This window comes from Streptomyces sp. NPDC005494, from assembly GCF_042872025.1.
GTDB lineage: Bacteria > Actinomycetota > Actinomycetes > Streptomycetales > Streptomycetaceae > Streptomyces.
The window spans coordinates 163,715-190,697 of the sequence record NZ_JBIAJR010000012.1 but is presented as its reverse complement, the minus strand read 5'-3'; the positions used below and the strand labels follow the sequence as shown (position 1 = coordinate 190,697).

The following is a 26,983-nucleotide window of genomic DNA, read 5'->3' as shown; positions in this document are numbered from 1 at the left end:
CTTACGGGGTGTCGTCCCCGGCCGGACGGCCACCGAGGTGACCCGGTGCGGGGGCGCGTTCGAGCTCGTGGCTGAGCTCCTCCAGCTCGCTCCCACCCGCCATCTGACGGGTCAGTTCGTCCAGGGTGACGTCGTCCTTGGTGTGGCTCCCGGACATCGCGCCGCGCTTGAGGAGCACGAACCGGTCGCCCACGAGATAGGCGTGATGCGGGTTGTGCGTGATGAGGACCACGCCGAGCCCGGCGTCCCTGGCGGCGGCGACGTACTTGAGCACCACCCCGGACTGCTTGACGCCGAGCGCCGCGGTCGGCTCGTCCAGGACGAGGACCTTGGCACCGAAGTACACGGCGCGCGCGATGGCCACGCACTGGCGTTCGCCGCCGGACAGGGTGCCGATGGGCTGGTCGACGTCACGCAGGTCGATGCCCATCCGGAGCAGCTCGGCGCGGGTGGTCTCCCGCATCTGCCGTACGTCGAGCCGTCTGAACGGCCCCGAGCCCTTCGTCGGCTCCGAGCCGAGGAAGAAGTTGCGCCAGACCGGCATGAGCGGGACCACGGCCAGGTCCTGGTAGACGGTGGCGATGCCACGGTCCAGGGCGTCGCGCGGGTTGGCGAGGGTGGTCTCCTCGCCCTCGATCAGGAACGTCCCGGCGTCGTGCCGGTGCAGCCCGGCGATGATCTTGATGAGCGTGGACTTGCCGGCACCGTTGTCGCCGAGGACGCAGGAGATCTCCCCCGCGTGGACCTCCAGCGAGACGTCTTCCAGGGCCTTGATGTTCCCGTAGTACTTGCTCACGCCGTCGAGCTCGACGAGCGCCGCACCGGCCGGGTCGCGGGGGGCCGGAGCCTGGGTGGCCGTCATTTCGTCGCCTCCGCGCGCTTGCGTACCCATGCGTTGAGCAGGGTGGCCAGGAGCAGCATCGCCCCGAGGAAGAACTTGAACCAGTCAGGGTTCCACTCCGCGTACACGATGCCCTTGCTGGTCATGCCGAAGATGATCGCGCCGACCGCGGAGCCGATCGCCGAGCCGTAGCCACCGGTGATCAGGCAGCCGCCGATGACGGCCGCGATGATGTAGATCAGCTCGTTGCCGACGCCCTCGCCGGACTGCACCACGTCGTAGGAGAAGAGCAGGTGCTGCCCGGAGACCCAGGCGGCGAAGGCCACACCGAGGTAGAGCCCGATGCGCGTACGGATCACCGGGACGCCGACCGCGCGCGCCGCGTCGGCCTCTCCGCCGACGGCGAAGATCCAGTTGCCGAAGCGGGTGCGGATCAGGATCCAGGTGGCGATCGCGACGAGTGCCGCCCACCACAGGATGGTGACCTTCAGCTCGACCTCACCGATGGTGAGGTAGGAGGCGAAGACCTTGCGCGCCGACTCGAAGCCCTCCATGTCGCCGATGGCCTTGGTGGAGACCGTGCCGCTGATCAGCTTCGTGAAGCCGAGGTTCAGGCCGGTCAGCATGAGGAAGGTGCCGAGGGTGATGATGAAGCTGGGCAGCTTGGTGCGGGTCAGCATGAAGCCGTTGAACGCGCCGAAGCCCAGCGTCACCAGCAGCGAGACGAAGACGCCGACCCAGACGTTGGCGGTCATCTGGTAGCTGAACATCGACGAGATCAGCGCGGAGCTGGTCACCATCACGCCGGCCGAGAGGTCGAACTCGCCGCCGATCATCAGCAGAGCAACCGGAGCCGCCATGATGCCGATGGTGGAGGCCGCGTAGAGGACCGTGCCCAGGCTGGATGCCTGGAGGAAGCTGTCGGCGAAGATCGCGAAGAAGAGGAAGACGGCCACGGCCCCGACGACGGAGCCGAGCTCGGGCCGGCCGAGCAGCTTGCGCAGCGGTGAGGTGCGCAGCAGGCGTTCGTCGGTGCGGGGCGCCACCGGTTGCCCGGTCGCCGTCATCGCGTGCCCCGCTTCGTGTACTCGGCGAGCGCGTCGGCGTCGTCGGCGGTGATGACCTGAGGTCCGGTCAGCACGGGCAGGCCGCCACCGAGGACGTTGCGGTTGTAGCGGTAGAGCCAGAGCAGGTCGACGGCCTCGTACCCCTGGAGGTAGGGCTGCTGGTCGACGGCGAAGCCGAGCGTGTCGTTCTGCAGTCCGGTGGCGACGCTCGCGTTGAGGTCGAAGGTGTCGATCTCGGCCTTGCTGCCGGCCGTCTGCTTGGCCTTGACCGCCGCGGCGGCGAAGGGTGCGCCGAGGGTGACGACCGCGTCGATGCTCTTGTCCGAGTCGAGCTTGGCCTCGATGGACGCCTGCACGTCGGGCATGTTGGTGCCGTCGACGTAGAGGTTCTGCATGGTCCCGTCGAAGGTCTTCTTCGCACCGGCGCAGCGCTGCTCGTGGCCGACGTTGCCCTGCTCGTGCAGGACACAGAGCACCTTCTCGCGCTTCCGCGTGTTCAGCTCGTCGCCGACGGCCTCGCCCGCGATGGACTCGTCCTGGCCGATGTGGGTGAGCGCCCCGAAGGCCTTGGACTCGGCGGACCCCGAGTTCACCGTGATGACCGGGATGCCGGCCTTCACCGCCTTGGCCACGACGGCCTTCATCGAGTCGGGCTTGGCCAGCGAGACGATCAGGCCGTCGACCTTCTTGTCGATCGCGGTCTGGACGAGCTCGGCCTGCTGCTGCCCCTCGTCGTTGTGCGAGTACAGGAAGTTGATGTTGTCCTTGGCGGCCGCCTGCTTGGCGCCCTTCTGGACGATGTCCCAGAAGGTGTCGCCATCACCCGAGTGGGTGACCATGGCGAACGTCCAGCGTGGCGTGCTCACCGCGGACCGGCCCTCGGCGGCCTCCTGGGCACGCTCCTCCGCCCGCTTGCCGCCGGTGCTGCTGCATCCCGCGAGGGAGGCCGCCAGTACCGCTGCCAGCACGGCGCCCATCGCGCGTACCCCTGTCCGAACCCTTGCCACGACGCCGTGCCCTTCTAGTGCTGCTCGCTGTGCTGCCTGGTGATGCCGGCGGGAGCGGACTCGCCGCCCGGCGGGCCAAGTATCCCCGAGCCCGGGTCGGCCGTGCCCGGCAGGGGCGCGGGCCGCGCCCTCCCGCCGTTCTAGCGACCTAGCATGACCGCGTCAATAACCTTGTCCGAACATACTGACCGCGGACCGCCGGGCGGAGGCGTCAGGACCGGACGAGCAGCTGGAACTCGAAGGCGTACCGGGAGGCGCGGTAGACGTGCGAGCCGAACTCGACCGCCCGGCCGCCGTCGTCGAAGGTGATCCGCTCCATCGTCAGCAGCGGGGCCCCCTCGGTCTCGGCGAGCAGTTCGGCCTCCTCGGCGGTGGCCGCACGGGCACCCACGGACTGGCGGGCGCTGTGCAGGGTGATCCCCGAGGCGCGCATCATCCGGTACAGCCCGGTCGACTCCAGCCGCTCGGTGGCGAGGTCGAGCAGCCGGAGCGGCAGATGGTTGCGCAGCAGGGCCATGGGCTCGCCGTGGGCGTGACGCACCCGCTCGACGACGTGCACGTCACCTCCCTCCTCCACGCCGAGCGCGGCGGCGACCTCGGGCGTGGCCGGTTCGAGCGTGTTGCGCAGGACCCGGGTCGCCGGGTGCCGCCCCGCGGTCTCCAGGTCGTCGTAGAGGCTGCTCAGTTCGAGCGGCCTCCTGATGCGGCTGTGCACGACCTGGGTGCCGATGCCACGGCGGCGCACCATCAGCCCCTTGTCCACGAGCGACTGGATGGCCTGACGGACGGTGGGCCGTGACAGTCCGAGCCGCGCGGCGAGCTCCAGTTCGTTGCCGAGGAGGCTGCCCGGGGCCAGCCGCCCCTGCTCGATGGCCGCCTCCAGCTGCTGGGCCAGCTGGTGGTAGAGCGGAACGGGACTGGTGCGGTCCACGCCCAGCCCCAGGGCGGCGGAGTCGGCGGCGGGTTTGGGCACGGCAGGGAGCGTACCCCGTGGGGCCGCGCCGCACCCCGCACTTTGTCAGGACATATAGTTGACAGTGCGCCTGGAGGGCGGCACGTTGGGTCCATGCGCATCGGACTCATCGGCACGGGCCGTATCGGTTCCTTCCACGCGAACGTCCTGGCACGCCATCCCGAGGTCGAATCCCTGCTGGTGACGGACCCCGACGCCGCCCGGGCCTCGGGCGTCGCGGCGCGGACCGGAGCTGTCGCGGTCGCCTCCGCGGACGAGGTCATCGGCGCGGGGGTGGACGCGGTGGTGATCGCGTCGGCGACCTCGGCCCACGCGGAGCTCATCGGCATGGCGGCCCGGGCCGGTCTGCCCGCTCTCTGCGAGAAGCCGATCGCCCTGGACCTGGCGGGGACCCTGGGCGCTCTGCGCGAGGTGGAACGGACGGGCAGCGTCCTCCAGCTCGGCTTCATGCGCCGCTTCGACGCGGGATACACGGCGGCCCGGGCCGCGGTGCGCGGCGGGGCACTGGGCCGGCTGCACACCGTACGGGCGACGACGTCGGATCCCGCGCCCCCGCCCGCCGCGTATCTGCCCCTGTCCGGTGGCCTGTTCAGGGACTGTCTGGTGCACGACTTCGACATGCTGCGCTGGGTCGCGGGCCGCGAGGTGGTGGAGGTGTACGCCACCGGTTCGGACGCGGGCCCGGCGATCTTCCGCGCCGCCGGCGACGTGGACACGGCCGCGGCGCTGCTGACCCTGGACGACGGCACACTGGCCACGGCCACCGCGACCCGCTGCAACGGGGCGGGTTACGACGTGCGCATGGAACTGGCGGGCGAGCGGGACCAGATCACCGTCGGCCTCGACGACCGCACACCTCTCACCTCCGCCGAGCCGGAGGGCCCGCCCGCTCCGGCCAAGCCGTGGCCCGGTTTCCTGGAGCGTTTCGCCCCGGCGTACGAGGCGGAACTGGACGCCTTCCTCGCCGTCGTACGCGGCGAGCGGGCGAACCCGTGCGACGGCAGGGAGGCGCTGCACGCGCTGCGCATCGCCGAGGCGTGCGAGCTGTCGCGCGCGGAGCGCCGTCCCGTGCGGATGACGGAGATCGCCGAGGACTGAGCGGCGTCACCAGGCCACCGGCAAGCTCACCGGCCCCCTTATCAGCATGCCGGTACGCCAGGCCAGCCGGGCCGGGTCCGCGTCGAGCCGCAGCCCCGGGCAGCGCTCCAGGAGCGAACGGATGGCCACGCGGGCCTCGATGCGCGCGAGCGGCGCGCCGAGGCAGTAGTGGATGCCGTGCCCGAAGGCCACATGCCCGCGGGCGTCCCGGGTGATGTCGAAGCGCCCGGGGTCCGGGAAACGGGCGGGGTCGCGGTCGCAGTCGGCCATCGCGATCAGGACGAGCTCGCCGCCGCCAGGGATCACGGTGCCGAAGACGTCGAGCGGCTCCGTGGTGAAGCGGTACGTCGGCGTCTCCACGGGCCCCTCGTAACGGAGCATCTCCTCGACCGCGTTGTCCATGAGCCCGAAATCGGCCCACAGGGCCGCCAGTTGGTCCGGGTGGGTGAGCAGGCTCAGCACGCCGTTGGAGATGAGGTTGACCGTGGTCTCGTGGCCGGCGACGAGCAGCAGCCAGGCCATGCCCAGGAGTTCGTCGGCGGAGAGCTGGTCGCCGTCCTCGTCCGAGGTGTGGATCAGGGCGCTCAGCAGGTCGTCCCCGTGACCCGCGCGCTTCTCCGCTATCAGCCCGGTCAGGTAGTCGTTCATGGCGGCGGCGGCCCGGCCCCGCGCATCCGCGTCGAGGGACGACACAGCGGTGTCGGACCATTCCCGGAACGCCTGCCGGTCCAGGGAGGGCACACCCAGCAGCTCGCAGATGACGGCCATCGGCAGGGGGGACGACAGCGCGCCCACCAGGTCGGCGCTCCGGGCCGGCCCCGCGGTCATGGAGTCGAGGAGCTCGTCCGTCATCTCCTGGATGCGGGGGGTGAGCCGTTCCATCCGGCGCGGGGTGAACTCCCGGGCCACGAGTCTGCGTAACCGGGTGTGCGCCGGGGCGTCCGAGCTCAGCATGGTCGTACCGGCGGACACCTTGCCGACCCCCAGCGAGGGCGATGCCCGGCGCCAGTCCTTGGAGAGCCGCTGGTCGGCGAGGAGGGCTCGTCCCGCCTCGTGACCGACCACGAGCCAGGCCCACGCCCCCTCCGGGATGCGGACGCGATGCACCGGCCCCACGGCGCGCAGCCGCGCGTAGACCGGATACGGGTCGCGGATGAAGTCGTCGCCGAGCGCTCCCAGATCGATCAGGTCCTCAGTGGTCACCACAGGTCCCTTCAGGCCGGACGGACGGACGGACGGAGAGGACGGTGCCCTGCGCCACCGCGCACAGCATCTCGGCGCCCTCGTCGTCCACGGTGTACAGGTCACAGCGCACGGTTGCCTGCCTCCGGCCGGTGTGGACCACAGAGGCACGGGCGAGCAGGGTGCGACCGCTCGCGGGACGGACGTACTGGATGGAGAAGCCGCCGGTCAGGACGGCGGGACCGAGCGTCGTCCCGGCGGCGAAGGTGAGCGCGTTGTCGGCGGCGTAGGACAGCACCCCGCCGTGGAGGAAGCCGTTCTGCTGGGTCAGCTCCTCGCGCACGTCCACTTCCAGGACGGCCCCGCCGTCCCCGAACTCCGTGATCCGCGCACCGACGAGACCGCTGAACGGCTGGCTGTCGAGTACCTGTTGCGCCGCTTCGAAGGAGAGCTCGGTCATCGTTCCCGTCCATGTCACCAGCGCACCGGCAGGCGCCGGACGCCCCGGAGCAGCAGTCCGGGCAGCCAGTCGGGCTCGCCGCCGTCCGGATCCCGTTCGAGTCCGGGGCACCGGTCGAGCAGCGCGCGGATCGCGATCCTGCCCTCCATGCGCGCGAGGGGCGCGCCGAGGCAGAAGTGGATGCCGTGGCCGAACGCCAGATGGCCCCTGGCCTCGCGCCGGATGTCGAAGGTGTCCGGGTCCGGATAGCGGGCGGGGTCGCGGTCCCCGGCCCCCAGGGCGATCAGTACGGCCTCGCCCTGAGGAATGACGACCTGCCCGATCGCGACCGGTTCCCGCGTGAAGCGGAAGGTCGCCGTCTCGACGGGGCCGTCGTAGCGGAGCATCTCCTCGACCGCGCCGTCCAGCAACTCCGGCCGGGCGCGGAGCAGGGCCAGTTGCCCGGGGTGGTCCAGCAGGGCGCGTACGCCGTTGGCGATGAGGTTCACGGTGGTCTCGTGGCCGGCCACCAGGAGCAGGAAGGCCATGCCGATGAGTTCGTCGCGCGAGAGCCGGTCCCCGTCGTCCTGACGCGCCCGGATCAGTGCGCTCATCAGGTCGTCGCCGGGGGCGCAGCGCTTGTCCTCGACCAGTTCCTCGAGGTAGGCGCCCATCGACCGGACGGCCTCCCCCTCCGCCTCCGCCGAGACGGGCGCGACGATGGCGTTGGACAGCAGGCGGAAGGTGTCCCGGTCGATGTCGGGTACGCCGAGGAGTTCGCAGATCACCGTCATCGGCAGCGGGAAGGCGAAGGCGTCGACGAGGTCGGCGCTCCCCGTCGGCACCATGGCGTCGAGCAGACCCGCGGTGATCTCCTCGACGCGCGGGCGGAGCGCCTCGATCCGCCGGGCGGTGAACTCGCGTGAGACGAGGCCGCGCAGCCGGGTGTGGTGCGGGGCGTCCATCTCCAGCATGTTGGCGTTGATCGGGTTGCCGGTGGCCGACCAGCGTTCCGTCGTGCGCCAGTTCTTGCTGAACCGCTGGTCGGCGAGGGCGGCGCGGGCCTCCTCGTATCCGACGACCATCCAGACGCGCTCGAAGTCGTCGGTGCGGACCGGGTGGGCCGGTCCTTCGGCGCGCAGCTTCGCGTAGTACGGATACGGATTCGCGCTGAAGTCCCGAGCCCCGCGCAGATCGACCACCGACATCGTCCCGCCCCCTCGTCCGGTCCGCTCCCTGCTCCGGTCAGCGTAGGCCGCCACCCCGCGCGCCGTCCTCGTCCTCATGGAGGAGACCGGCGTCATGCACCAGCAGGGCGATCTGCACACGGTTGTTGAACCCGAACCTCGCGAGGATCCGGGAGACGTGCGCCTTCACGGTGGCCACACTCAGGTGCAGTGCGGCCGCGATCTCGGCGTTCGAGCTGCCCCGCCCGACGGCTGATGCCACGTCCCGCTCCCGCTCCCCCAGTTCGGCGAACCGCTGCCGGGCGCGGTCCCGGCGGGTGTCGCCGTCGTCCGAGGAGCCGCCTGCCGCGCGGGCCATGAGCCTGCGGGTGACGGCGGGCGAGAGGACCGGCTCCCCCGCGGCGACCCGCAGCACCGCCTCGACGATCTGCGCGGGCGGGGTGTCCTTCAGCACGAACCCCGCCGCTCCCGCGCGGATGGCCCGCAGTACCTGCTCGTCGGCGTGGAAGGTGGTCAGGACGATCACCTCGGGCGCTGCGGGCCGGCGGCGCAGCGCCTCGGTCGCGGCCAGCCCGTCCATGCCGGGCATGCGGATGTCCATCAGTACGACGTCCGGCCGCGACCGGTCGACGAGCGCGGCGACCTCGGTGCCGTCTGCCGCCTCCCCGACGATGTCGATCCTTTCGGCTCCGCCGAGCATCAGGGCGAGTCCGGCCCGTACGAGCGGGTCGTCGTCGACGACGGCCAGCCGGACCGGTGGTGCCTCCGGAGACGTGGGAATGCTCATGCGGGCCACGGTAGCCGGGCCCGGACCGTGAATCCGCCGTCCGGCCGGGGCCCGTGGTCCAGGCTGCCGCCGGCCAGGTTCGCCCGTTCGGTGAGGCCGATGAGCCCCTGGCCGGATCCGGGTACCGGTGCGAACGGTTCGGCCGGTGCGGGATTGCCGACCTCCACGGCCAGCCCGTCCCCCGGTCCGCCGGCCACGGTGACGCGGACGGGCGCCCCGGGAGCGTGCTTGCGGGCGTTGGTAAGTGCTTCCTGGGCAATGCGGTAGACCGTGCGCCCGGTGGCAGCGGGTGCCTGGGCCGGGTCCGTGACGGTGTTGTCCAGCGTGACCTCCATGCCGGCCGACCGGGACTCCTCGATCAGGGCGTCCAGGGTGACCAGGGTGGGCTGCGGCCGGTTGCCCTCGTCGCCCTCACCGGGTGCCCGCAGTACGCCGATGATCTCGCGGAGGTCCTGGAGCGCGTCGTGGGCACTGTCCCGGATGACCCCGGCCGCCCTGCCGATCTCGGCCGGGGGCGCGTCGGGCCGGAACTCCAGGGCGCCCGCGTGGACGCTGAGCAGGGTCAGCCGGTGGGCGAGGACGTCGTGCATCTCGCGGGCGATGGCCTCCCGCGCCAGCCGCTGGGCCTGCTCGGCCCGCAGGGCGGCCTCGGTCTCGGCCCGGCGCGCGCGTTCACGGAGCGAGACGACGAGCCGGCGCCTCGACCGTACGACCATGCCCCAGCTGAGCACGAGGAGGACGAGCAGCACCCCGATGACGGTGGAGGCCACGAAGGACGTCGCGGGGTCCGGGCGAAGCATCGGCTGTACGGGGGCGACGACGAGGGCCACCGCGCCGACGAGGGCCACCGGCCTGAAGGGACGGTGCACCGCCAGGCTGAACAGGGCGATGAGCATCGCTCCGGCCGCGACGGGCTCCACGGCGCTCAGCACCGTCAGGGCCGAAGCGACCGCCACGGGCCACCGGCGCCGGGCCCAGAGGGCACAGCAGGCCGCGGCGCCGAGCAGCGAGTCGGCGAGGACGACGCCGTCGGGGGTGGTCCGGTCGGCGTCCACCGCGGCGAGGGCCAGCATCCCGAACCCGGCGGCGCAGAGGAAGAGCGTGAGGTCCACGGCCCAGTCCCGCACGGTCCGGCGCGGTCCGCCCGGGTCGCCGGGGCTCTCGTGTCCGGTCAGTGCAGAGGGCAGCAGCCAGGGGTATTCCGTACGGGCCATGTCGGCAAATGTAGGCAGGCCGCAGGCGCTGCCGGGCCCCGCGGGACGAGGGAGATACCGAAGTCGCACGACCGGATACTTCCGTCGGCCCTCGGCAGACCCCTGGCCGACGCGGGGCCCCGAGGGTTCGCGTCACGCTCGGGCGATGAAGAAATTCGTGGAGACGGCGGGGTTCATCGTGTTCGCGCAGGGGGCGGCGGGACTGCTGTACGAGTGGACGGGCTGGTTCCGTCTGTGGGCCGTGGTGGCGAAGCTCGACTTCCTCGACGACTACGGGGTGTTCGTCAACATCGTGCTCGTCGTGACGGGCGCCGCCGTGATGATCGCGGCGGACTCGATCAAGGTGTGACGTCGGCGCTGCGGCGCCCCCATGCCGTGCCCGCGAGGACGAGGACCGCGCCGGCCACCCCCAGGAGGCCGAGGCGCTCGCCTCCGATCGCGATGCCGACGGCCGCGGCCCAGAGCGGTTCCGTGCCGAGGAGCAGGCTGACCCGGGACGGCGAGGTGCGGCGTACGGACCACATCTGCACGAAGAACGCGAACAGCGTGCAGAACGCGGACAGGAAGATCAGCCCGGCCCATTCCTCCGCACCGAAGTCCGCGGCCACCGCCCAGGGGGCCGGGCCGGTGCCGGGGACGGTGGCGAGTACGGCGAAGACGGCGACGGCGCTGCCGAGCTGCACGGTGGTCAGCGACAGCGAGTCCGCGCCCTGGACCGCCTTGATGCGGGCCATCGCCAGGACGTGGACCGTGCGGGCGAGGGCCGCGAGCAGCATCAGGAGGTCGCCCCCGGAAGGGCTGGTGAATCCGCCGCCCTGGGTCAGCAGCACCACCCCGGCGACGGACAGCCCGGCCGCGGCAAGAAACGCCCCGGACGGCCGGACCCGGGTCACGGCGGCCTCGGCCAGCGGGGTGAAGATCATCGTGAGGCTGATGATGAGGCCTGCGTTGGTCGCCGACGTGTGCACGACGCCGTACGTCTCCAGCAGGAAGATCCCGCTGAGTACGAGACCCAGCAGGCCCGCGCCCCGCCACTGTGCCCCGCTCAGCGCACGGAGCCCGCGCCATCCGGCGACGGCCAGGGCGGGCAGTACGAGGACGAAGCGGAGCACGAGCACGGCGATCACGGTGTGCGTGGTGGTGATGCCCTTGGCCGCGAGATAGCTGGCACCCCAGACGGCGGCGACGAGCAGCAACGGCAGATCGGTGACCCACGCGCGGCGGGGGCCGGCGAGAGCGGGCACGGCGGCAGCGGACATCGGCGCTCCTGGTTCTCCACGACGGGAACGATGTGGAGACCTCGCCGGCTCGCACGGGAGCGAACACCGTACCGAACGGACTCCCCCCTCGGGAACCTCTGTCCGCAGGGCGGCCCGGCCATCCGCCCCCAGGGGTCGTAACGGGCCGAAAACGGTCCTGACGGGGTGCCGGCTCCTCCTAGAATGTCGGTCTTGGGACGCTCGGACACACGGAGTTGGCACATGGGTGGAGCGCGGCTGGACGGACGGATCGAGCGGGGGAACCAGACCAGGCAACTGGTCCTGGGGCGCGCGGTCCAGGTCGCCTCGGCCGAAGGGCTCGAAGGTCTGTCGCTCGGCCGGCTGGCGACGGAACTGAAGCTGAGCAAGAGCGGGGTGTTCGCCCTGTTCGGCTCCAAGGAGGAGCTGCAGCTCGCCACCGTGCGCGCCGCGGTGAACGTCTTCGTGGAGCACGTACTGACACCGACACGAGCGGCGGAGCCGGGCCTGGGCCGGGTCTGGCGGATGTGCGAGAGCTGGCTCTCCTACTCCCAGCGCCGGGTGTTCAGCGGCGGCTGCTTCTTCTACGCGACCATCGCCGAGTTCGACTCCCGGGAGGGCAAGGTGCACGACGCGCTGGCCTCCACGCAGACCGGTTGGGTCACCTTCGTCGAGGAGACGATCGAGGAAGCCAGGGTGCGGGGCGAACTGGCCGCGGACACCGATGTCTCCCAGCTGGCCTTCGAGCTCATCGCGTTCATGGAGCTGGCCAACGCGGAGTCGGTTCTGCACAACAACAACCCCGGCTACACCAAGGCGGCGCGGGCCATCCTGGGGCGGCTGCGCGCCGCGGCCACGGAGCGGTCGGCCCTGCCTCAGGCCCCCTGACCCCCGGCGCCTCTCACCGGCCGACGTCGAAGGTGCCGAACCGCGCGCGGCCGTCCAGCCGGTAGGTGTGCATGGCGATGCCGCTGCCGGTGGTCCGGGCGTCCGTCAGCTCGAAGGCGGTCGGCCGTCCGCCGTCCGGGAAGAGCCGTCTGCCGCTGCCCAGGTAGACGGGGTACAGGAGCAGGTTGACCTCGTCGATCAGGTCGTGGGCCAGCATGGACTGCGCCAGGGCGCCGCTGCCGTGGATCTGCAGCTCCCCCTCCGCCGTCCGTTCCTTGAGCCGGGCGACCTCGGCGGGGACGTCCTTGGGGACGACGGTGGTGTTCTCCCAGGCCGGGTCCTTCAGGGTCGTGGAGACGACGTGTTTGCGCAGGGTGTTCAGGCGGGACGCGACCGGGTCCTCCGGGTCGGTGACCTTGGGCCAGTAGGCCGCGAAGATGTCGTACGTACGCCGTCCGAGGAGAAAGGCCCCGGAGCGGTCGAAGACCTCGTGGACGAAGGCCTCCATCTCGTCGTCCGCGAAGGGCACCACCCAGCCGCCGTACTCGAATCCGCCGGTGGTGTCCTCCTCGGGCCCTCCGGGGGCCTGCATCACGCCGTCGAGGGACACGAACGTGGTGAGGGTCAGCTTCGCCATGGTCCCGCTCCTTCGTGTCGCGACCGCCGCAGCGCGGGCGCGCCGCCGGCGGCCCTCGCGCTCCCGTGACCCGGCCGCGCTGCCGCGGCCCCGGGGACGGGGTGTCTCCACCCGTACAGACCCCACTGTCGGACGGAAATCGTCGCCGCGCCCGGTGGAGGGGCCGGGCCGCGAGACCCCGGGCGGGCCGCGTCGCGCGCCTCGTCCGGGGTCCCGCCCTACGCTGGCGGGGACGGTATGCGAACGAAATGGGAGACCATGAGCGAGACACCGACCCCGGTCCGTAACCTGCACGACGGCAGCACGATCCCCGCGGTGGGCCTCGGTACCTGGCCGCTCGACGACGAGGCCGCGGAGAAGGCGGTCGCCGGGGCGCTGGAGCTCGGCTACCGGCTCGTGGACACCGCGCTGAACTACCGGAACGAGACCGGCACGGGCCGCGGCATCGCCCGCTCCGGAGTTCCCCGGGAGGACATCTTCGTCACGACGAAGGTGCCGGGCCGCCACCACGGCTACGAGGAGACGCTGGCGTCCTTCGAGGAGTCCCGGAGCAACCTCGGTCTGGACTACGTGGACCTGTACCTCATCCACTGGCCGCTGCCCGGGGTCGGCAAGTACGTCGACACCTGGAGGGCGATGATCAAACTGCGTGAGGAAGGCATCGTCCGCTCCATCGGCGTCTCCAACTTCACGGCGGAGCACCTGGAGAGGCTGGAGAGGGAGACGGGTGTACTGCCCGTGGTGAACCAGATCGAGATGCATCCGCTGCTCCCGCAGGAGGAGCTGCGGGCGGTGCACACGGCCAAGGGCATCGTCACGGAGAGCTGGAGCCCGCTGGCCCGGGGGCGCCAGGTGCTGGAGACCCCGGAGGTGGTCGCGGCGGCCGAGGCGCACGGCGTGTCGCCCGGCCAGGTCGTCCTGCGCTGGCACACGCAGCTGGGGGCCGTGCCGATCCCGAAGTCGGCCGACCCCGGGCGGCAGCGCGAGAATCTCGACCTGTTCGGCTTCCAGCTGACGCAGCAGGAGCTGGACCGCATCGGCGCACGGCCCCCGCACCGCTTCGGTGGGGACCCCGACACGCACGAGGAGTTCTGACAGCGGCCCTCGGGGCCGCACCGCGCGCCGCACGCCGCGCAGGCCGTCACCGGTCGCGCGGCGTGACGGGTCCGGTCGGTCGCGCGGCATCGCGGGGAGTCACCGGTCGCGTGGCGTGACGGGCTCCATCGGTCGCGCGGCGTCGCGGGGAGTCACCGGTTGCGGGGCGTGACCTCCGACATGCGGGACCAGTCGTCCCCGGGGGTCTCGACGTTGATGATCTCCGGCACCTCGCTGACGAGTTCGGACATCGTCTCGATCGCCGCCTTGAAGTGCTCGGAGTTCACGTGCGCCACGCCGGCCTCCTGCGAGGCGAAGGCTTCGAGCAGGACGAACTGGTCCGGGTTCTCCACGCTGTAGGACCAGTCGAAGAACAGGTTGCCCGGCTCCTGACGGGTGGCGAGGGTGAAGTCCTCGACGGCCGGAAGCCAGTTGTCGCGTTCGGCGGCACGCACGGTGAACTTGACGGCGATGAAGATCATGAAGACTCCTGGTCGGGACGAGAACGGCCCGACCAGGGTCCCATATGCCCACAGGCCGGGCAGGAAGCGGCACACCCGCCCCCGGGCGGCGTACGTGCCCTACCCGCCGAGCTCCACGTGACGGGTGGTCAGCCGTGCCGCGCCCTGCTCGGTCAGGGAACCGAAGAGCCGCAGCCGGGAGATCCCCCCGTCGGGGAAGATGTCGATCCGCACGTGGGTGCCCCGGACGGGCACCGGCAGGACGAAGCGGTGGTTCGTGTCGGGCTGGAGCCGGGTGCGGGGCAGGAGTTCGGCCGGTTCGCCGCCCTCTCCGTCAGCCACCGAGATCTGTGCCCAGCCCGCCGCGTTGCCCTTGAGGTAGGCGGTGTCGATCTCCACGGCACGGATCTCCGCCTGCTCGACCAGCCGGTAGCGGATCCAGTCGTTGCCCTTGTCGCGGCGTCGCCGCGTCTCCCAGCCGTCGTCCATCTTGCGGGAGCGGCCCGGTGCGATGGTGTTCGTGGCCGGGGAGTAGAAGCGGTCGGAGGCGTCCTCGACCTCGCCACCGTTCTCCAGGGCCACGAGATCGAAGGTGCCGAGGGCTGCCAGCCATGCGGGGTCGGGGGCCACCTCGCCGTGGACGCGCAGGCGGGCTATGCCCCCGTCGGGGTGCTGGTTGACCCGCAGATGGGTGAAGCGCTGCCCGGCGTCCACCGCGAAGCCGTTGGCCGCGTGTCCTCCGACAGCCGTACGGGGCAAGAGGGTTGTCCACTTCACCTCGGGCGCGAGGAGGTCCTCCGGGGACGGGGAACCGGGCAGCGAGGTTCCCTCCACCGAGACCGACTGCGGGTAGTTGCCACGGAAGTGGGCGGTGTCGACGACCAGTCCGCGCACAACGCCGGGAGCCCCGAGGCGTACGAGGGCCCAGTCGTGGTCCTCGTCGGCGGGGTGCGGCTCGGCGGCACTCGCACCGCGCCTGCGGCGGGTCTCCCAGCCGTCCATGATCTTGCCCTTGTGACCGAAGCGCTCGGGGTCGAACTCCGCGGGCTCCGGCTTCAGCAGGTTCTCGCGCTCGGCGAAGAACTCGTCGTTGGCGGCGACGACGCCGGCGCCGAGCCGCCGGTCGGCCAGGTCCACGAGGTGGGTGAAGGGGAAGTCGGCGGTGCGGTAGTCGGCGTACGGATCGCCGCCCCCGTACGGGCTCGCGTCGCCGGTGAAGTGCGGTGTCACCGTCATGGTCAGTGGTTCCTCTCCAGGAGACGGCCGGTGGGCTCGGCGAGTACGCCGTCGGACGCGATGCGCGTACCTCGCAGCCAGGTGGACCTGACGACGCCGTGCAGGGTCTTCCCGGCGTAGGCGGTGACGCGGTTACGGTGCTCCAGCCCGGCGGGGTCGACGGTGAAGGCGGCCTCGGGGTCGAGCACCGCGAAGTCGGCGTCCCGTCCCGCCTCGATGGCGCCCTTCCGCTCCAGGCCCGCGAGCCGCGCGGGACCGGCGGACATCCAGCGGACGACGTCGTCGAGGGTGTGCCCGCGCCGGCGCGCCTCGGTCCAGATGGCCGGCAGGCCGAGCTGGAGCGAGGAGATGCCGCCCCACGCGGACGCGAAGTCGGGGGTCTTGAGGTCGGCGGTGGAGGGCGAGTGGTCGGAGACGACGCAGTCGATCGTCCCGTCGGCGAGACCGGCCCACAGCGCGTCCTGGTTCGCGGCTTCCCGGATCGGCGGGCAGCACTTGAACTCCGTCGCCCCGTCCGGGACTTCCTCGGCGGTCAGGGTGAGGAAGTGGGGGCACGACTCCACGGTGACCCGTACGCCCTCACGCCGTGCCGCGGCGATCAGCCCGAGCGCGTCACCGGAGGACAGGTGCAGCACATGGACACGGGCGTTCAGCCGCCTGGCCTGCGCGATCAGGTTCTCGATCGCGTGGTTCTCGGCGTCGCGCGGCCGGGACGCGAGGAAGTCCGCGTACTTCCCACCGCTCCGCTGGGGCGCGGAGGCCAGCTCGTGCGGGTCCTCGGCGTGCACGATCATCAGGCCTCCGAAGCCCGCGACCTCCGCCAGAGAGCGGGCCAGTTGCTCCTGGTCGAGCTCGGGGAACTCGTCCACGCCGGAGGGCGAGAGGAAGCACTTGAAGCCGAAGACGCCGGCGTCGTGCAGCGGGCGCAGGTCCTTGACGTTGTCCGGCAGGGCACCGCCCCAGAAACCCACGTCGATGTGCGCCTTGGTCCGGGCGACCTCCTGCTTGATCCGCAGGTGCTCGACCGTGGTCGTCGGCGGCAACGAGTTCAGCGGCATGTCGAGCAGGGTCGTGACACCGCCGGCCGCGGCCGCCCGGGTCGCGGTCCAGAAACCCTCCCACTCGGTGCGGCCGGGGTCGTTCACATGGACATGGGTGTCGACGAGGCCCGGCAGGACCGCGAGGTCGCCGACATCCTCCAGCCGGGCGCCGACGGGCACCTCGGCGTCGTAGGGCAGGACCGCCTCGATCGCTCCGCCTGCGACGAGAACCACGGCAGGGCGGGTCCCCTCGGGGGTCACGACGCGCGTCGAGCGCAGTACCAGCTTCACGTCCACACCGGGCACCTCTGCTCCTCAAGGCTGATTTCAACGAACTGTTGAAGGAGTCTTCACTCGGGGAAGCGGCTCCGTCAAGACCTCACCCTCCTCATGGAACGCCCGGAGGATCATGAACGGCAACGGTTGGATGTTTCCACGAAGTAAAAGTTCTTTTTCGCAGGACGGAACGTAGAATGGGCCAGGAGCGGCAGCGCCGGAGCTCGGACCGAAGAGGGGCCGGACCGTCGACACCAGGACAAAACAGGTTCTGACCGGCAAGGACGCCGCACCGGGAGCAGTGGGCCGATCGGGAACAGCCCGGTAGGCTGCTGCCTTGCCTCCGCTTCGAAAGGACCGTTGACGTGCCGCCGTCCCACGCCAGCACTTCCGACTCCAAGCCCGCCGGTCCCAGTGGCGGCGTCCAGTCCCTGGAGCGTGCCTTCGATCTGCTGGAGCGCATGGCCGACGCCGGGGGCGAGGTCGGCCTCAGCGAACTCTCCGCGAGCAGCGGCCTCCCGCTGCCGACCATCCACCGGCTGATGCGCACGCTGGTGGTGTGCGGCTATGTGCGCCAGCAGCCCAACCGGCGTTACGCGCTGGGCCCGCGCCTGATCCGCCTCGGCGAGTCCGCGTCCCGTCTGCTGGGCACGTGGGCACGGCCCTATCTCCAGCGGCTGGTCGAGGAGACCGGCGAGACGGCGAACATGGCTCTGCTCGACGGCGACGAGATCGTGTACGTCGCCCAGGTGCCGTCGAAGCACTCGATGCGGATGTTCACCGAGGTGGGCCGACGGGTGCTCCCCCACTCCACCGGAGTCGGCAAGGCCCTCCTCGCCCACACCCCCGCCGACGAGGTGCGGGCCCTGCTGGCCCGCACGGGCATGCCGGCGGCCACCGAGAAGACGATCACCACGCCGGACGGCTTCCTGGACGCGCTGGAGCAGGTGCGTAGGGCCGGCTACGCGGTGGACGACAACGAGCAGGAGATCGGGGTGCGCTGCCTCGCGGTATCGGTGCCGGACTCCCCCACCTCGGCCGCCATCTCCATCTCCGGGCCCGCCGGCCGGGTGACGGAGACGGCGACGGAGCGGATCGTGCCGATCCTGCAGCAGATCGCGAAAGAACTCTCCGAGGCGCTCGCGAGCAGCGGCGGTTCGACGGGCTGACGACGCCGGGCGCCTCACGCCGTCACGGAATCCCACCGCTGCCCGGACGTCCGGGGACGCAGACGTCCGGGGACGCAGACGTCCGGGGACGCAGACGTCCGGGGGGGGGCGCGGACGTCCGGGCAGCGTCCCTCAGGCTCCCGTGGCTCCGGGAGCCGCTCGGACAGGGCCGGGAGCCGACAGCCGCCCGTCCTTCATGACCACCGTCCTGTCCACGCGGTCCAGGTGCGCCCGGTCGTGGGTGACCATGACCGTGGCCGTCGACCGTTCTTTGGTCAGGCCGAGCAGCAGGTCGAGGACGGCGGCGCCGCGTTCGTGGTCGAGCGCGCTGGTCGGCTCGTCGACGAGCAGCACCGCGGGCTCGTTCATCAGGGCCCTGGCGATGTTGATCCGCTGGCGCTGGCCGCCCGACAACTGGTGCGGTCTGCGGTTCGCCCGGTCGGCCAGACCGACCGCGGCCAGCAGTTCCATCGCCCGCCCGCGGGACGCGCGCACCGATCCCCCCGACAGGTGGGCCATCACCTGGAGCTGCTCCAGCGCCGTGAGGGACGGCAGCAGATGCGGTTGCTGGAAGACGATGCCGACGCGGTCGCGCCGCAGGGCCGCCTTGTCGGCACGGCCGAGCCCGGAGGTCTCCGTACCGGCGACGGCGACGCGTCCACGGTCCGGGGTGACGAGCGTGGCGGCCACCGCGAGGAGGCTGGACTTGCCGGAACCGGACGGCCCGGCGACCGCGGTGAGCGTGCCTGCCGGCACGGTCAGGGAGACCCGGTCGAGCGCGGTGAGCCGGGTGTCGCCGTCGGGGTAGGTCAAGGTGACGTCGGTGAGGGTGAGGGTCATCGTGCACTCCCGAGTGCGGCAAGGGGGTCGACGGCGGTGATACGCCGGATGGACAGGGCCGCCCCGAGCGCGCCGAGGACGATCATCACGCCCGCGGGGACGAGAACGGTCGACGCGTCGAGCACGAACGGCACGGCGCCGCCGTCCCCGCCGACCAGCGCGCCGGCTCCCGCGGCCAGCGCGGTGCCCACGCCCGTACCCGCGGCGAGCATCACCACGGCCTGCCCGAGCGCGTCCTTCAGCAGATACGGAGTGGAGGCGCCCAGCGCCTTGAGCACGGCCACGTCTCCGCTGCGCTGGATGGTCCACACGGTGAAGAAGGCACCGATGACGAGCGCGGAGATGGCGAAGAGGAAGCCTCGCATCAGCTGGAGCGAGCCGTTCTCGGCCTGGTAGGAACCGATCGCCGTGAGGGAGTCCTCCAGGGTCAGGGTGCTGGTGCCCGCCTCCTCGTCCCCTGCGGCGAGGTCGGCGCCGGCGGTCGTGGTCAGGGCGATCACGGTGGCCTGTTCCCGCGCGCCACCGAGGCGCTGCCAGTCACCGAGCGAGGTCCACACCACCGGTGTGTGGCTGTACGAGGCATCACCGGAGACCGCCGCCACGGTCACCCGGGACCCGGAGCCGAGGCCGAGCGCGTCACCGGCCACCGCGCCGAGGTCGTCGGCCGCCTGCTCGGAGAGCACGACCCGGCCTGCGGCCACGGCGCCGGGCGCGAGCCCGCTGCCCGGTTCGACGCCGAAGGCCGACACCGCGGCCGACCGCTCTCCCTCCCCGGCGACGGCGTTCACCGTCCGGATGCCCAGGGGCCGCGCGGCGGTGACCCCCGGCCGCTCCGCCCAGGCACGCCAGGCGCTCTCCTCGACGGCCGAGTCGGAGAAGGACACCGCCCGGCCGTCCGGCGGCGCGGCGAACGCGACGTGGTCGGCGTCGAGCCCGGTGACGGCCGAGGTGTTCTCCCTCCCCAAGCCTGCTGTGAGGCCGGACAGCAGCCCGACGAGCAACGTGATCAGCACGACGACCGTGCCCATGAGGGCGAACCTGCCCCTGGCGAACCGTAGATCTCTCCATGCGACGAACATGACTCCAGACTCGGGCCCCGGGCCTGGGAGGACATCGCGCGCGGGACGGGGCCGGCATCAACCTTTCGGTTGACCGGCCCGGCGGCCGGCGCGTCTACGCTGGAACGGCCATGGACACGCGTACCCCCACCCCCGTCACCACAGCGCTGCGGCTCTGTCTGCACGCACTGCTGGCCGGGCTGCTGGCGCTCGCCGCGCTGCGTGCGGCCGGCGGCGGCACCTCGAACGCCACCGCCGTCCTCGTGACGGCCGGTGTGATGGCCGCGCTGTACGCCGCCGGCGCGCTCGCGCCCGCCGTCCAGCCGCACACCCGGGCCGCCGCCGTCTGGCTCGCCGCGCTGGGCGCCGTGTGGCTGGCGCTGCTCGCCCTGTCGCCCGATGCCCTCTGGGTCGCCTTCCCGCTCTACTTCCTGCAACTGCACCTGTTGCCGGTGCGGTGGGGGCTGCCCACCGTCGCCGCCACGGCCGCGGCGGCGATCGCCGGTTTCCTGCTGCACGGGCAGGAGGTCTCGCCGGGTACCTTCGTCGGTCCGCTGCTCGGTGCGGCGGTGGCCGTGGCGACCGTACTCGGCTACGACGCGCTGTTCCGCGAGAGCGAGCGGCGCCGCGAGCTCATCGAGGAGCTCGTCGCCACCCGGGCGGAGCTCGCCGAGGCGGAGCGTGCCGCGGGCACCCTGGCCGAGCGGGAGCGGCTGGCCCGGGAGATCCACGACACCCTCGCCCAGGGCCTGTCCAGCATCCAGCTCCTGCTGCGGGCCGCCGAGCGTTCCCTCCCCGAGGGCGCGCCCGCGACCCCGCACGTGCGGCGGGCCCGCGAGGCCGCCCAGGACAACCTGGCCGAGGCCCGCAGGTTCGTCCGGGCGCTGACCCCGCCGGACCTGCAACGGGGCTCCCTGCCGGCGGCGCTGTCCCGTCTGGCCTCGCGCACCTCGGCCCCGGGGCTCGCGGTGCGGTTCGCGGTCAGTGGCAGCCCGGTCGGACTGCCGACCCCGTACGAGGTGGCGCTGCTGCGTACCGCGCAGTCGGCGCTGGCCAACACGGTGCGGCACTCCGGTGCGCGGCGGGCGGAGATCACGCTCAGCTTCATGGAGACCTCCGTGTCCCTGGACGTGGTGGACGACGGCCGCGGCTTCGACCCGGCCGCCGAACCGTCGGGCAGCACGGGCGGAGGCTTCGGCCTGCCCGCGATGCGGGCGCGGGCCCGGTCGCTGGGCGGCACGCTGAGTGTGGAGTCGGGGCAGGGCCGGGGGACGGCGCTCGCCGTGACGCTGCCGCTTCCGGCCGCTGACGGACGGGCCCCGGAGTACGCGCGGGACACCGCGCACGCCGACGGCGGAGAGAGCAGGGCGGCATGACGGACCCGATCAGGCTGCTGCTGGCCGACGACCACCCGGTGGTGCGTGCCGGGCTGCGCGCGGTCCTGGACACCGAGCCGGACTTCCAGGTCGTCGCCGAGGCGGCCACCGCCGAACGGGCCGTCGCCCTGGCCGCGACCGGCGCGTGCGACGTGGTCCTCATGGACCTGCAGTTCGGCTCGGGCATGCACGGGGCGGAGGCCACCGCGGCGATCACCGCCGCCGAGGGAGCACCCCGCGTGCTGATCCTCACCACGTACGACTCGGACGCCGACATCCTCGCCGCCGTCGAGGCGGGGGCCGGCGGTTACCTGCTGAAGGACGCCCCTCCCGAGGAGCTGGCCGCCGCCGTGCGGACGGCGGCGGCCGGCCGCTCGGCGCTGGCCCCCGCCGTCGCCCACCGGCTGATGGACCGGATGCGGACCCCGGCGCAGGCCCTGACCAGACGTGAGCTGGAGGTGCTCCAGCTGGTGGGCGAGGGCCTGTCGAACCAGCGGATCAGCGCGCGGCTCTTCCTCAGCCAGGCGACGGTGAAGTCCCATCTGGTGCACATCTTCGCCAAGCTGGGTGTCGACTCACGCACCGCGGCGGTGGCCGAGGCGACGGCGCGCCGCCTGCTCCGCCGCTGAGGGACGTCCGCTCCCCCGGCGGTCCTCCCCCGTCCGCCCACCCCGTCCGCGCGGCGGGCCTCAGCCGCGCGGGGGCTCCCCGAAGAGTTCGATGGCGATCCGCACCTCGCGGAGGCCCGGAGCCAGCGCGCTGACCGAGCCGATCGCCCCCGCGACCAGCAGCAGCGAGCGTCTGAGCCGTGGAATCTCGGGGCTGCCCCCGGCCGCCATGGCGTCCAGCGCGGCCAGCTCCTCCTCGGCGATGCCCCGGTCCGGGAACTCGGCCGGGTGGCCCGCCAGTTCGCGGCGGAGCCGGGAGACCGCCGTACGCAGCTCCGCCACCCTCGGGTCCTCACCGCTGCCGGCCAACCGCTCCTGCCCCACGCTTCGCAACAAAGCACTCCCCCTCGCACGTCCTCGTGCCGGTGTGTGAAACGACCTCGGGCGGTGGTCAAACGCCCCCGGTCGTCCGTCAGTTAACGCCATGAAAGGTGGCGTGCGCCACTGTGCGGACACAGGACGAGAGTACCCCCGAGGGGTGACATCACGTCCGCCGGTACGCACGGCTCAGTGGTATCCAGGGCGTATGACTCACACACGACCGGCCCCCGTGATCGCCGGGGTACTGCTGGCCGCCGGCGGCGGCCGTCGCCTCGGCGGACGGCCGAAGGCCCTGCTGGAGCACCGCGGCCGCCCCCTGGTCGAACACGCGGTGCGGACCCTGCGCGACGGCGGGTGCGACCCCGTCCACGTCGTCCTCGGCGCCTCGGCCGGCGAGGTGCGGGTGCGGGCGGACCTCGCCGGGTGCCTGGTGACCGTGAACCCGCTCTGGGAGGAGGGAATGGGCTCCTCCCTCCGGGCCGGGCTGAGGGCTCTCGCGGGGACGGATGCGGACGCCGCGCTCGTCCTCCTGGTCGACCAGCCGGGCATCGGGCCGGAGGCGGTGGCGCGGGTCGCTTCGGCGTACCGCTCGCGCACGGCCCTGGCGGCGGCCTCCTACGGAGGGGAGCGTGGTCACCCCGTGCTCTTCGGAGCCGACCGATGGGAGGACATCGCCGCGGGGGCGGTGGGCGACCAGGGGGCCCGGGCATACCTGAGGACACATCGCGAGGCAATCTCCCTCGTCGAGTGCTCCGATGTGGCTCAGGCGTACGACATCGACACGACGGAGGATCTGGCGCACCTGGAGTGAACGGACGGTGCCGGACCTGGCACGCCGCGCCACCACGGCAGGACGTCTGTCGACCCGGAGAATCTCGATATCAACAAACCATTGAACTTCCACCATGAGGAAACTAATATCCACTGATCAGAAGCCCATGGTTCCGCTTCCGGTCCTCGGCAGCATCCATGGCCGTATCTCGGAGCCCTGGCACCCCGTGCCGTCGCGGGCGACCCGGCGGCCGTGGATACCGCCGCACCACCCGCTGAAGGAGTGACAGCTCATGTCCGCACCAGCGCCGTCCCCGCTGGCCATCGTCGATGCCGAGCCCCTGCCCAGGCAGGACGAGGTCCTGACCGATGCGGCCCTCGCGTTCGTGGCCGAGCTGCACCGGCGGTTCACGCCCCGGCGTGACGAGCTGCTCGCCCGCCGCGCCGAGCGCCGCGCCGAGATCGCCCGTACCTCCACGCTGGACTTCCTGCCGGAGACGGAAGCGGTCCGCGTGGACGACACCTGGAAGGTCGCGCCGGCCCCGGCCGCGCTGGACGACCGCCGGGTCGAGATCACCGGCCCGACCGACCGCAAGATGACCATCAACGCCCTGAACTCGGGCGCCAAGGTCTGGCTCGCCGACTTCGAGGACGCGTCCGCCCCCACGTGGGAGAACGTCATCACCGGCCAGCTCAATCTGATCGACGCCTACACCCGGAACATCGACTTCACCGACCCGAGGTCCGGCAAGTCGTACGCCCTCAGGCCCGCCGAGGAACTCGCGACCGTCGTCACGCGCCCGCGCGGCTGGCACCTGGACGAGCGCCATCTCCAGCTCGACGGGACGCCGGTGCCCGGTGCGCTGGTCGACTTCGGCCTCTACTTCTTCCACAACGCGCAGCGCCTGATCGACCTCGGCAAGGGCCCGTACTTCTACCTGCCGAAGACGGAGTCGCATCTGGAGGCCCGCCTCTGGAACGAGATCTTCGTCTTCGCCCAGGACTACGTCGGCATCCCGCAGGGAACGGTCCGCGCGACCGTCCTGATCGAGACGATCACCGCCGCGTACGAGATGGAGGAGATCCTCTACGAGCTCCGCGACCACGCGTCCGGGCTCAACGCGGGCCGCTGGGACTACCTCTTCTCCATCGTCAAGAACTTCCGTGACGGCGGCTCGAAGTTCGTCCTGCCCGACCGCAACCTGGTCACCATGACCGCGCCGTTCATGCGGGCGTACACCGAACTCCTGGTCCGCACCTGCCACAAGCGCGGCGCGCACGCGATCGGCGGAATGGCGGCCTTCATCCCCTCGCGGCGCGACGCCGAGGTCAACAAGGTCGCCTTCGAGAAGGTCAAGGCCGACAAGGACCGCGAGGCCGGCGACGGCTTCGACGGCTCCTGGGTGGCCCACCCGGACCTGGTCCCGATCGCGATGGCCTCCTTCGACGCGGTCCTCGGCGACAAGCCGAACCAGAAGGACCGCCTGCGCGAGGACGTCTCGGTGGCCCCGGGCGACCTGATCGCCATCGACACCCTGGACGCCAAGCCCTCGTACGACGGCCTGCGCAACGCCGTCGCGGTCGGTATCCGCTACATCGAGGCGTGGCTGCGCGGCATGGGCGCCGTGGCCATCTTCAACCTGATGGAGGACGCCGCCACCGCCGAGATCTCGCGCTCGCAGATCTGGCAGTGGATCAACGCGGACGTGGTGTTCGAGAACGGCGAGCACGCCACCGCGGACCTCGCCCGCAAGGTCGCCGCCGAGGAACTGACCTCGATCCGCGCGGAGATCGGCGAGGAGGCGTTCGAGGCCGGCAAGTGGCAGCAGGCCCACGACCTCCTGCTCCAGGTCTCGCTGGACCAGGACTACGCGGACTTCCTGACGCTGCCGGCGTACGAGCAGCTGCGCTGACCCTCTCGCGTGCGCGACCGCCCCCGGTGCCGCACGGCGCCGGGGGCGGGGCGCGTCCAGGGCGTCCCACCGAGGCCCCGCATCAAGACGGGAGCCCACACCGGATCACTGCGGCACACTCTCACCCGTGCGGCGTCCGTCAGCTGCTGCTGTCAGGCCGTTGCCCTTCCCCCGGCTGCAACGCGCCACTACCCAGTCCCTCCCTTGCGACCTGCGCCATGCGGCGCACCGTGTCTGTGAGACGCGACGCCTGTGCTTCCGCTGCTTCGAGGGCCCTGAAGGCGGAGCCGTAGCGGCGCTGGACAGCGGGTTCCCGCTGCGGAATCCGAGCGCTCTTGGGGTCGGGACGGTAGGTGCCGCTCTGGGAGGTGGAACGGCGGATATTGGGTCCGGCGCCGAGGAAGCCGTCGAGGTAGTCGGGGTCGATCTGGTCCCCGGTGGCCCGGACACCGCCCTCACCCAGGTCTACAAGACCCGCGCGGGCCAGGTCGGCGATCGTGACGGTGGCGCCTTCCCACAGATCGGTGCCGTCGCCGGCGCACAGGTCGGGAAGCAGTGACTCGAGAGCTACGAGCGCCGCAGTGAGTTCTGCGCGAGCTTCTTCGTATTCAGCGGCCATGTCGCGCCGGACTACGGGCATGTGCAACGCGGGAGTGAGGTCGACGTCATCATCGAGAAGGTCGATGAGGGGAACCTCGGCGGTCTGCCCGTCCGCGGGTACGAGCGAGCCGTCGGGATCGTTGGAGGTGAGGTCGACCATGGTGACGGTGTCCGGCCTCGCACCCGCGTCATCGGGCCGGCGCAGGAGCCAGAGGTGTACCGGGAGGGCGTGAGAGGCGGCGACGCCGCCGGGCAGGGCGACAATCTTGCGGATGACTCCGCGTCGGACCAGGTCGGCGCGGATGCGCCGGCCCGCCTTGCGGTAGGCAACGGAGGCGGGCATGACCACAAGCAGGTGACCGCCGTGAGCGGTGTGCGCGTAAGCGTGCTGCAGCCAGGCGAGTTCGCCCTCTGCGCGGGAAGGGGTTCCGAACTCCCATCGGGGGTCCAGCAGGAGCTCTTCGCGTCCCCAGTCGGTGACGGCGGCCGGTGGGTCACAGACAACCAGGTCGGCCGCAAGACCGGGGAAGCCATCAGCACGCAGCGCGTCGCCGTGTGCGATGCGGATGTCTTCGCGGCTGCTCAGCGCGGATCGCACGCGCGCGATACGGACACAGTCCTCATCGCTGTCCTGGCCGACGCGGACGAGGCCGCGGGCTGGGCGCAGTCCGAACAGGAGCGTCCCGATACCGCAGGCGGGATCGAAGACGGTCTGGCCGCGGCGTAGGTCAGGGGCGAAATGGGCGACGGCCCGGACGATGCGCGGTGACGTGACGAGGTCGGAGCCCGAACGGCGGGCCGAGTCGGTCAGCCTGGCCACGAGGGCTTCGACGGCGCCCGTAGGGCCGGCATCCTCGGCGAGCCGGTCCAGCAGGCTCCGGAGGGAAACACCGGACGGTTCGCGCAGCGGGGGGCCGACCGGTCCCGTGGACGCGTCCGCTGCCACAGGCGCCGCGTCGCCGGCAAGGTATTCCACGGCAGCCGCGACAGCCGCGCCGGTGGCGTCACCGTACGCGGCACGGAGCGCCTGCCAGGTCTGGACCTCGAGGGAGACTTCCTGGCTCTTGTCGCGGCCGTCCAGCCACTTCTGGACCGCGTCCCATACGAAGAGTGGGCTGGAGGCACTGCCGCCCACAGCCGGAGGAAAGTCCTCATAACGGCGGCGCCAGTTGGATACAGCTGCGCGGGTCACTCCGGCGAGGCGTGCGATCTCGGCACCGGTGACAAGCGCTGACGACACCCCGGCGGGCTGGTCCGGGCGGGGTTTGACGGTGTCGGGCATAAGCGCCACCGTACACGGAAGCTCCCCCCTACACAGGCCCCCATCAGCGCGTTGACACAACTCACACACATCTCGGCGCGAAGGGCCTCATCCCGCAGACCCGGCTCCGCATCATCGGCGTCCGCATAGATGCCGCACGACCTCGGCTCCATCCTCGCCAAGGCGCCCGGGTCGCCGATCTGAACCTCTGCCGCACCGCTCGCCACAACCGAGAGAATCCGTTGGCGTCGTCAACGCACAACTCTTCCCTGTTTTACGTCCGATTGGGTGTACTCTGCTCGTCGGGGCGCTCGCAGCATGCGTACCCACCCTCCATCAG

At 71.7% G+C, this 26,983-nt stretch carries 27 protein-coding genes; 9 read left to right on the top strand and 18 right to left on the bottom strand.

From position 1 onward, the window contains the following. Position 1: 1 nt before the first annotated feature. The 4 genes from ACFYQ6_RS30260 to ACFYQ6_RS30245 form a co-directional block, all read right to left on the bottom strand. Positions 2 to 862, bottom strand: a complete 861-nt coding sequence (locus ACFYQ6_RS30260) for an ATP-binding cassette domain-containing protein (RefSeq protein WP_361581020.1) — start codon at positions 860 to 862, stop codon at positions 2 to 4. After that, complete coding sequence (locus tag ACFYQ6_RS30255) at positions 859 to 1,908, bottom strand: ABC transporter permease (RefSeq protein ID WP_361581017.1); 1,050 nt, start codon at positions 1,906 to 1,908, stop codon at positions 859 to 861. Before ACFYQ6_RS30255 ends, ACFYQ6_RS30260 begins: the two co-directional genes overlap by 4 nt. Next, complete coding sequence (locus ACFYQ6_RS30250) at positions 1,905 to 2,885, bottom strand: substrate-binding domain-containing protein (RefSeq protein WP_361581014.1); 981 nt, start codon at positions 2,883 to 2,885, stop codon at positions 1,905 to 1,907. Before ACFYQ6_RS30250 ends, ACFYQ6_RS30255 begins: the two co-directional genes overlap by 4 nt. Positions 2,886 to 3,126: 241 nt before the next feature. Next, positions 3,127 to 3,888 carry a GntR family transcriptional regulator gene (locus tag ACFYQ6_RS30245; protein ID WP_361581011.1) on the bottom strand — a complete coding sequence of 254 codons (762 nt, stop codon included), beginning with the start codon at positions 3,886 to 3,888 and terminating at the stop codon, positions 3,127 to 3,129. A gap of 93 nt (positions 3,889 to 3,981) precedes the next feature. Between ACFYQ6_RS30245 and ACFYQ6_RS30240 the strand changes: the two genes are divergently transcribed. Then, the gene (locus ACFYQ6_RS30240; protein ID WP_388765999.1) at positions 3,982 to 4,986 is read left to right on the top strand and encodes a Gfo/Idh/MocA family oxidoreductase; all 1,005 of its coding nucleotides are present in this window, start codon (positions 3,982 to 3,984) and stop codon (positions 4,984 to 4,986) included. Between the two features lie 6 nt (positions 4,987 to 4,992). Here ACFYQ6_RS30240 and ACFYQ6_RS30235 read toward each other — a convergent pair whose 3' ends face one another. The 5 genes from ACFYQ6_RS30235 to ACFYQ6_RS30215 are packed head-to-tail and all read right to left on the bottom strand — an operon-like array spanning position 4,993 to position 9,795. Further along, positions 4,993 to 6,189 (bottom strand): cytochrome P450, encoded by a 1,197-nt coding sequence (locus ACFYQ6_RS30235; protein ID WP_388765997.1) that lies wholly within the window; start codon positions 6,187 to 6,189, stop codon positions 4,993 to 4,995. Then, positions 6,179 to 6,628 carry a PaaI family thioesterase gene (locus tag ACFYQ6_RS30230; protein WP_361581139.1) on the bottom strand — a complete coding sequence of 150 codons (450 nt, stop codon included), beginning with the start codon at positions 6,626 to 6,628 and terminating at the stop codon, positions 6,179 to 6,181. Before ACFYQ6_RS30230 ends, ACFYQ6_RS30235 begins: the two co-directional genes overlap by 11 nt. A gap of 14 nt (positions 6,629 to 6,642) precedes the next feature. Continuing rightward, positions 6,643 to 7,815, bottom strand: a complete 1,173-nt coding sequence (locus ACFYQ6_RS30225; RefSeq protein WP_361581002.1) for a cytochrome P450 — start codon at positions 7,813 to 7,815, stop codon at positions 6,643 to 6,645. A 37-nt stretch (positions 7,816 to 7,852) separates the two neighbouring features. Beyond that, entirely contained in the window at positions 7,853 to 8,581 is a 729-nt protein-coding gene (locus ACFYQ6_RS30220) for a response regulator transcription factor (RefSeq protein WP_361581000.1), read from the bottom strand. Then, positions 8,578 to 9,795 carry a histidine kinase gene (locus ACFYQ6_RS30215; RefSeq protein ID WP_361580997.1) on the bottom strand — a complete coding sequence of 406 codons (1,218 nt, stop codon included), beginning with the start codon at positions 9,793 to 9,795 and terminating at the stop codon, positions 8,578 to 8,580. The genes ACFYQ6_RS30220 and ACFYQ6_RS30215 overlap by 4 nt, the downstream gene beginning before the upstream one ends. A gap of 145 nt (positions 9,796 to 9,940) precedes the next feature. Between ACFYQ6_RS30215 and ACFYQ6_RS30210 the strand changes: the two genes are divergently transcribed. Further along, positions 9,941 to 10,144 (top strand): hypothetical protein, encoded by a 204-nt coding sequence (locus tag ACFYQ6_RS30210; protein ID WP_361580994.1) that lies wholly within the window; start codon positions 9,941 to 9,943, stop codon positions 10,142 to 10,144. On the opposite strand, the gene ACFYQ6_RS30205 is transcribed toward ACFYQ6_RS30210, so the two are convergent. After that, complete coding sequence (locus ACFYQ6_RS30205; RefSeq protein WP_361580991.1) at positions 10,134 to 11,054, bottom strand: DMT family transporter; 921 nt, start codon at positions 11,052 to 11,054, stop codon at positions 10,134 to 10,136. The two genes, ACFYQ6_RS30210 and ACFYQ6_RS30205, sit on opposite strands and share 11 nt — an antisense overlap. Before the next feature lie 222 nt (positions 11,055 to 11,276). On the opposite strand from ACFYQ6_RS30205, the gene ACFYQ6_RS30200 reads away from it, so the two are divergent. Further along, positions 11,277 to 11,921: a TetR/AcrR family transcriptional regulator gene (locus ACFYQ6_RS30200; RefSeq protein ID WP_361580988.1), complete on the top strand. Its 645-nt coding sequence runs from the start codon at positions 11,277 to 11,279 to the stop codon at positions 11,919 to 11,921. Between the two features lie 13 nt (positions 11,922 to 11,934). On the opposite strand, the gene ACFYQ6_RS30195 is transcribed toward ACFYQ6_RS30200, so the two are convergent. After that, positions 11,935 to 12,558, bottom strand: a complete 624-nt coding sequence (locus ACFYQ6_RS30195; protein WP_361580986.1) for a dihydrofolate reductase family protein — start codon at positions 12,556 to 12,558, stop codon at positions 11,935 to 11,937. Positions 12,559 to 12,816: 258 nt separating this feature from the next. Here ACFYQ6_RS30195 and ACFYQ6_RS30190 point away from each other — a divergent pair, with 258 nt between their 5' ends. Then, a complete protein-coding gene (locus ACFYQ6_RS30190; protein ID WP_361580983.1) occupies positions 12,817 to 13,653 on the top strand; it encodes an aldo/keto reductase in 837 nt (278 codons plus the stop codon). Between the two features lie 152 nt (positions 13,654 to 13,805). Here ACFYQ6_RS30190 and ACFYQ6_RS30185 read toward each other — a convergent pair whose 3' ends face one another. The 3 genes from ACFYQ6_RS30185 to allB all read right to left on the bottom strand — a co-directional run bounded on the left by ACFYQ6_RS30185 (position 13,806) and on the right by allB (position 16,696). After that, positions 13,806 to 14,135: a putative quinol monooxygenase gene (locus tag ACFYQ6_RS30185; RefSeq protein ID WP_361580980.1), complete on the bottom strand. Its 330-nt coding sequence runs from the start codon at positions 14,133 to 14,135 to the stop codon at positions 13,806 to 13,808. Between the two features lie 99 nt (positions 14,136 to 14,234). Further along, on the bottom strand, positions 14,235 to 15,350 hold the full coding sequence (gene alc, locus ACFYQ6_RS30180; RefSeq protein WP_388765991.1) for an allantoicase: 1,116 nt from the start codon (positions 15,348 to 15,350) through the stop codon (positions 14,235 to 14,237). A gap of 2 nt (positions 15,351 to 15,352) precedes the next feature. Beyond that, the gene (gene allB / locus ACFYQ6_RS30175) at positions 15,353 to 16,696 is read right to left on the bottom strand and encodes an allantoinase AllB (RefSeq protein WP_361580974.1); all 1,344 of its coding nucleotides are present in this window, start codon (positions 16,694 to 16,696) and stop codon (positions 15,353 to 15,355) included. Between the two features lie 335 nt (positions 16,697 to 17,031). Between allB and ACFYQ6_RS30170 the strand changes: the two genes are divergently transcribed. Continuing rightward, positions 17,032 to 17,835, top strand: a complete 804-nt coding sequence (locus ACFYQ6_RS30170) for an IclR family transcriptional regulator (RefSeq protein WP_356744771.1) — start codon at positions 17,032 to 17,034, stop codon at positions 17,833 to 17,835. Positions 17,836 to 17,967: 132 nt separating this feature from the next. Here the strand turns inward: ACFYQ6_RS30170 and ACFYQ6_RS30165 are convergent, their stop codons facing one another. Both ACFYQ6_RS30165 and ACFYQ6_RS30160 read right to left on the bottom strand, forming a co-directional pair. After that, entirely contained in the window at positions 17,968 to 18,675 is a 708-nt protein-coding gene (locus ACFYQ6_RS30165) for an ABC transporter ATP-binding protein (protein WP_388765988.1), read from the bottom strand. Then, positions 18,672 to 19,754: an FtsX-like permease family protein gene (locus ACFYQ6_RS30160; protein ID WP_361580967.1), complete on the bottom strand. Its 1,083-nt coding sequence runs from the start codon at positions 19,752 to 19,754 to the stop codon at positions 18,672 to 18,674. The genes ACFYQ6_RS30165 and ACFYQ6_RS30160 overlap by 4 nt, the downstream gene beginning before the upstream one ends. A 110-nt stretch (positions 19,755 to 19,864) precedes the next feature. Between ACFYQ6_RS30160 and ACFYQ6_RS30155 the strand changes: the two genes are divergently transcribed. Beyond that, complete coding sequence (locus tag ACFYQ6_RS30155) at positions 19,865 to 21,109, top strand: sensor histidine kinase (RefSeq protein ID WP_388765986.1); 1,245 nt, start codon at positions 19,865 to 19,867, stop codon at positions 21,107 to 21,109. After that, entirely contained in the window at positions 21,106 to 21,738 is a 633-nt protein-coding gene (locus ACFYQ6_RS30150) for a response regulator (RefSeq protein ID WP_388765984.1), read from the top strand. The genes ACFYQ6_RS30155 and ACFYQ6_RS30150 overlap by 4 nt, the downstream gene beginning before the upstream one ends. Positions 21,739 to 21,798: 60 nt before the next feature. Here the strand turns inward: ACFYQ6_RS30150 and ACFYQ6_RS30145 are convergent, their stop codons facing one another. Next, positions 21,799 to 22,113 (bottom strand): DUF5955 family protein, encoded by a 315-nt coding sequence (locus tag ACFYQ6_RS30145; RefSeq protein ID WP_388765982.1) that lies wholly within the window; start codon positions 22,111 to 22,113, stop codon positions 21,799 to 21,801. A gap of 190 nt (positions 22,114 to 22,303) precedes the next feature. Here ACFYQ6_RS30145 and ACFYQ6_RS30140 point away from each other — a divergent pair, with 190 nt between their 5' ends. Then, positions 22,304 to 22,909: an NTP transferase domain-containing protein gene (locus tag ACFYQ6_RS30140; protein WP_388765980.1), complete on the top strand. Its 606-nt coding sequence runs from the start codon at positions 22,304 to 22,306 to the stop codon at positions 22,907 to 22,909. Positions 22,910 to 23,162: 253 nt separating this feature from the next. Next, on the top strand, positions 23,163 to 24,782 hold the full coding sequence (gene aceB, locus ACFYQ6_RS30135; protein ID WP_388765978.1) for a malate synthase A: 1,620 nt from the start codon (positions 23,163 to 23,165) through the stop codon (positions 24,780 to 24,782). Between the two features lie 139 nt (positions 24,783 to 24,921). Here the strand turns inward: aceB and ACFYQ6_RS30130 are convergent, their stop codons facing one another. Continuing rightward, positions 24,922 to 26,664: an N-6 DNA methylase gene (locus tag ACFYQ6_RS30130; protein WP_388765976.1), complete on the bottom strand. Its 1,743-nt coding sequence runs from the start codon at positions 26,662 to 26,664 to the stop codon at positions 24,922 to 24,924. Positions 26,665 to 26,983 lie beyond the last annotated feature (319 nt).

Bases quoted from the DNA above. Each gene is read 5' to 3' on its own strand.
- ACFYQ6_RS30260 (WP_361581020.1), bottom strand. From the start codon at position 862: ATGACGGCCACCCAGGCTCCGGCCCCCCGCGACCCGGCCGGTGCGGCG.
- ACFYQ6_RS30255 (WP_361581017.1), bottom strand. From the start codon at position 1,908: ATGACGGCGACCGGGCAACCGGTGGCGCCCCGCACCGACGAACGCCTG.
- ACFYQ6_RS30250 (WP_361581014.1), bottom strand. From the start codon at position 2,885: ATGGGCGCCGTGCTGGCAGCGGTACTGGCGGCCTCCCTCGCGGGATGC.
- ACFYQ6_RS30240 (WP_388765999.1), top strand. From the start codon at position 3,982: ATGCGCATCGGACTCATCGGCACGGGCCGTATCGGTTCCTTCCACGCG.
- ACFYQ6_RS30230 (WP_361581139.1), bottom strand. From the start codon at position 6,628: ATGACCGAGCTCTCCTTCGAAGCGGCGCAACAGGTACTCGACAGCCAG.
- ACFYQ6_RS30225 (WP_361581002.1), bottom strand. From the start codon at position 7,815: ATGTCGGTGGTCGATCTGCGCGGGGCTCGGGACTTCAGCGCGAATCCG.
- ACFYQ6_RS30220 (WP_361581000.1), bottom strand. From the start codon at position 8,581: ATGAGCATTCCCACGTCTCCGGAGGCACCACCGGTCCGGCTGGCCGTC.
- ACFYQ6_RS30215 (WP_361580997.1), bottom strand. From the start codon at position 9,795: ATGGCCCGTACGGAATACCCCTGGCTGCTGCCCTCTGCACTGACCGGA.
- ACFYQ6_RS30210 (WP_361580994.1), top strand. From the start codon at position 9,941: ATGAAGAAATTCGTGGAGACGGCGGGGTTCATCGTGTTCGCGCAGGGG.
- ACFYQ6_RS30205 (WP_361580991.1), bottom strand. From the start codon at position 11,054: ATGTCCGCTGCCGCCGTGCCCGCTCTCGCCGGCCCCCGCCGCGCGTGG.
- ACFYQ6_RS30200 (WP_361580988.1), top strand. From the start codon at position 11,277: ATGGGTGGAGCGCGGCTGGACGGACGGATCGAGCGGGGGAACCAGACC.
- ACFYQ6_RS30195 (WP_361580986.1), bottom strand. From the start codon at position 12,558: ATGGCGAAGCTGACCCTCACCACGTTCGTGTCCCTCGACGGCGTGATG.
- ACFYQ6_RS30190 (WP_361580983.1), top strand. From the start codon at position 12,817: ATGAGCGAGACACCGACCCCGGTCCGTAACCTGCACGACGGCAGCACG.
- ACFYQ6_RS30185 (WP_361580980.1), bottom strand. From the start codon at position 14,135: ATGATCTTCATCGCCGTCAAGTTCACCGTGCGTGCCGCCGAACGCGAC.
- alc (WP_388765991.1), bottom strand. From the start codon at position 15,350: ATGACGGTGACACCGCACTTCACCGGCGACGCGAGCCCGTACGGGGGC.
- ACFYQ6_RS30165 (WP_388765988.1), bottom strand. From the start codon at position 18,675: ATGACCCTCACCCTCACCGACGTCACCTTGACCTACCCCGACGGCGAC.
- ACFYQ6_RS30160 (WP_361580967.1), bottom strand. From the start codon at position 19,754: ATGTTCGTCGCATGGAGAGATCTACGGTTCGCCAGGGGCAGGTTCGCC.
- ACFYQ6_RS30155 (WP_388765986.1), top strand. From the start codon at position 19,865: ATGGACACGCGTACCCCCACCCCCGTCACCACAGCGCTGCGGCTCTGT.
- ACFYQ6_RS30150 (WP_388765984.1), top strand. From the start codon at position 21,106: ATGACGGACCCGATCAGGCTGCTGCTGGCCGACGACCACCCGGTGGTG.
- ACFYQ6_RS30140 (WP_388765980.1), top strand. From the start codon at position 22,304: ATGACTCACACACGACCGGCCCCCGTGATCGCCGGGGTACTGCTGGCC.
- aceB (WP_388765978.1), top strand. From the start codon at position 23,163: ATGTCCGCACCAGCGCCGTCCCCGCTGGCCATCGTCGATGCCGAGCCC.
- ACFYQ6_RS30130 (WP_388765976.1), bottom strand. From the start codon at position 26,664: ATGCCCGACACCGTCAAACCCCGCCCGGACCAGCCCGCCGGGGTGTCG.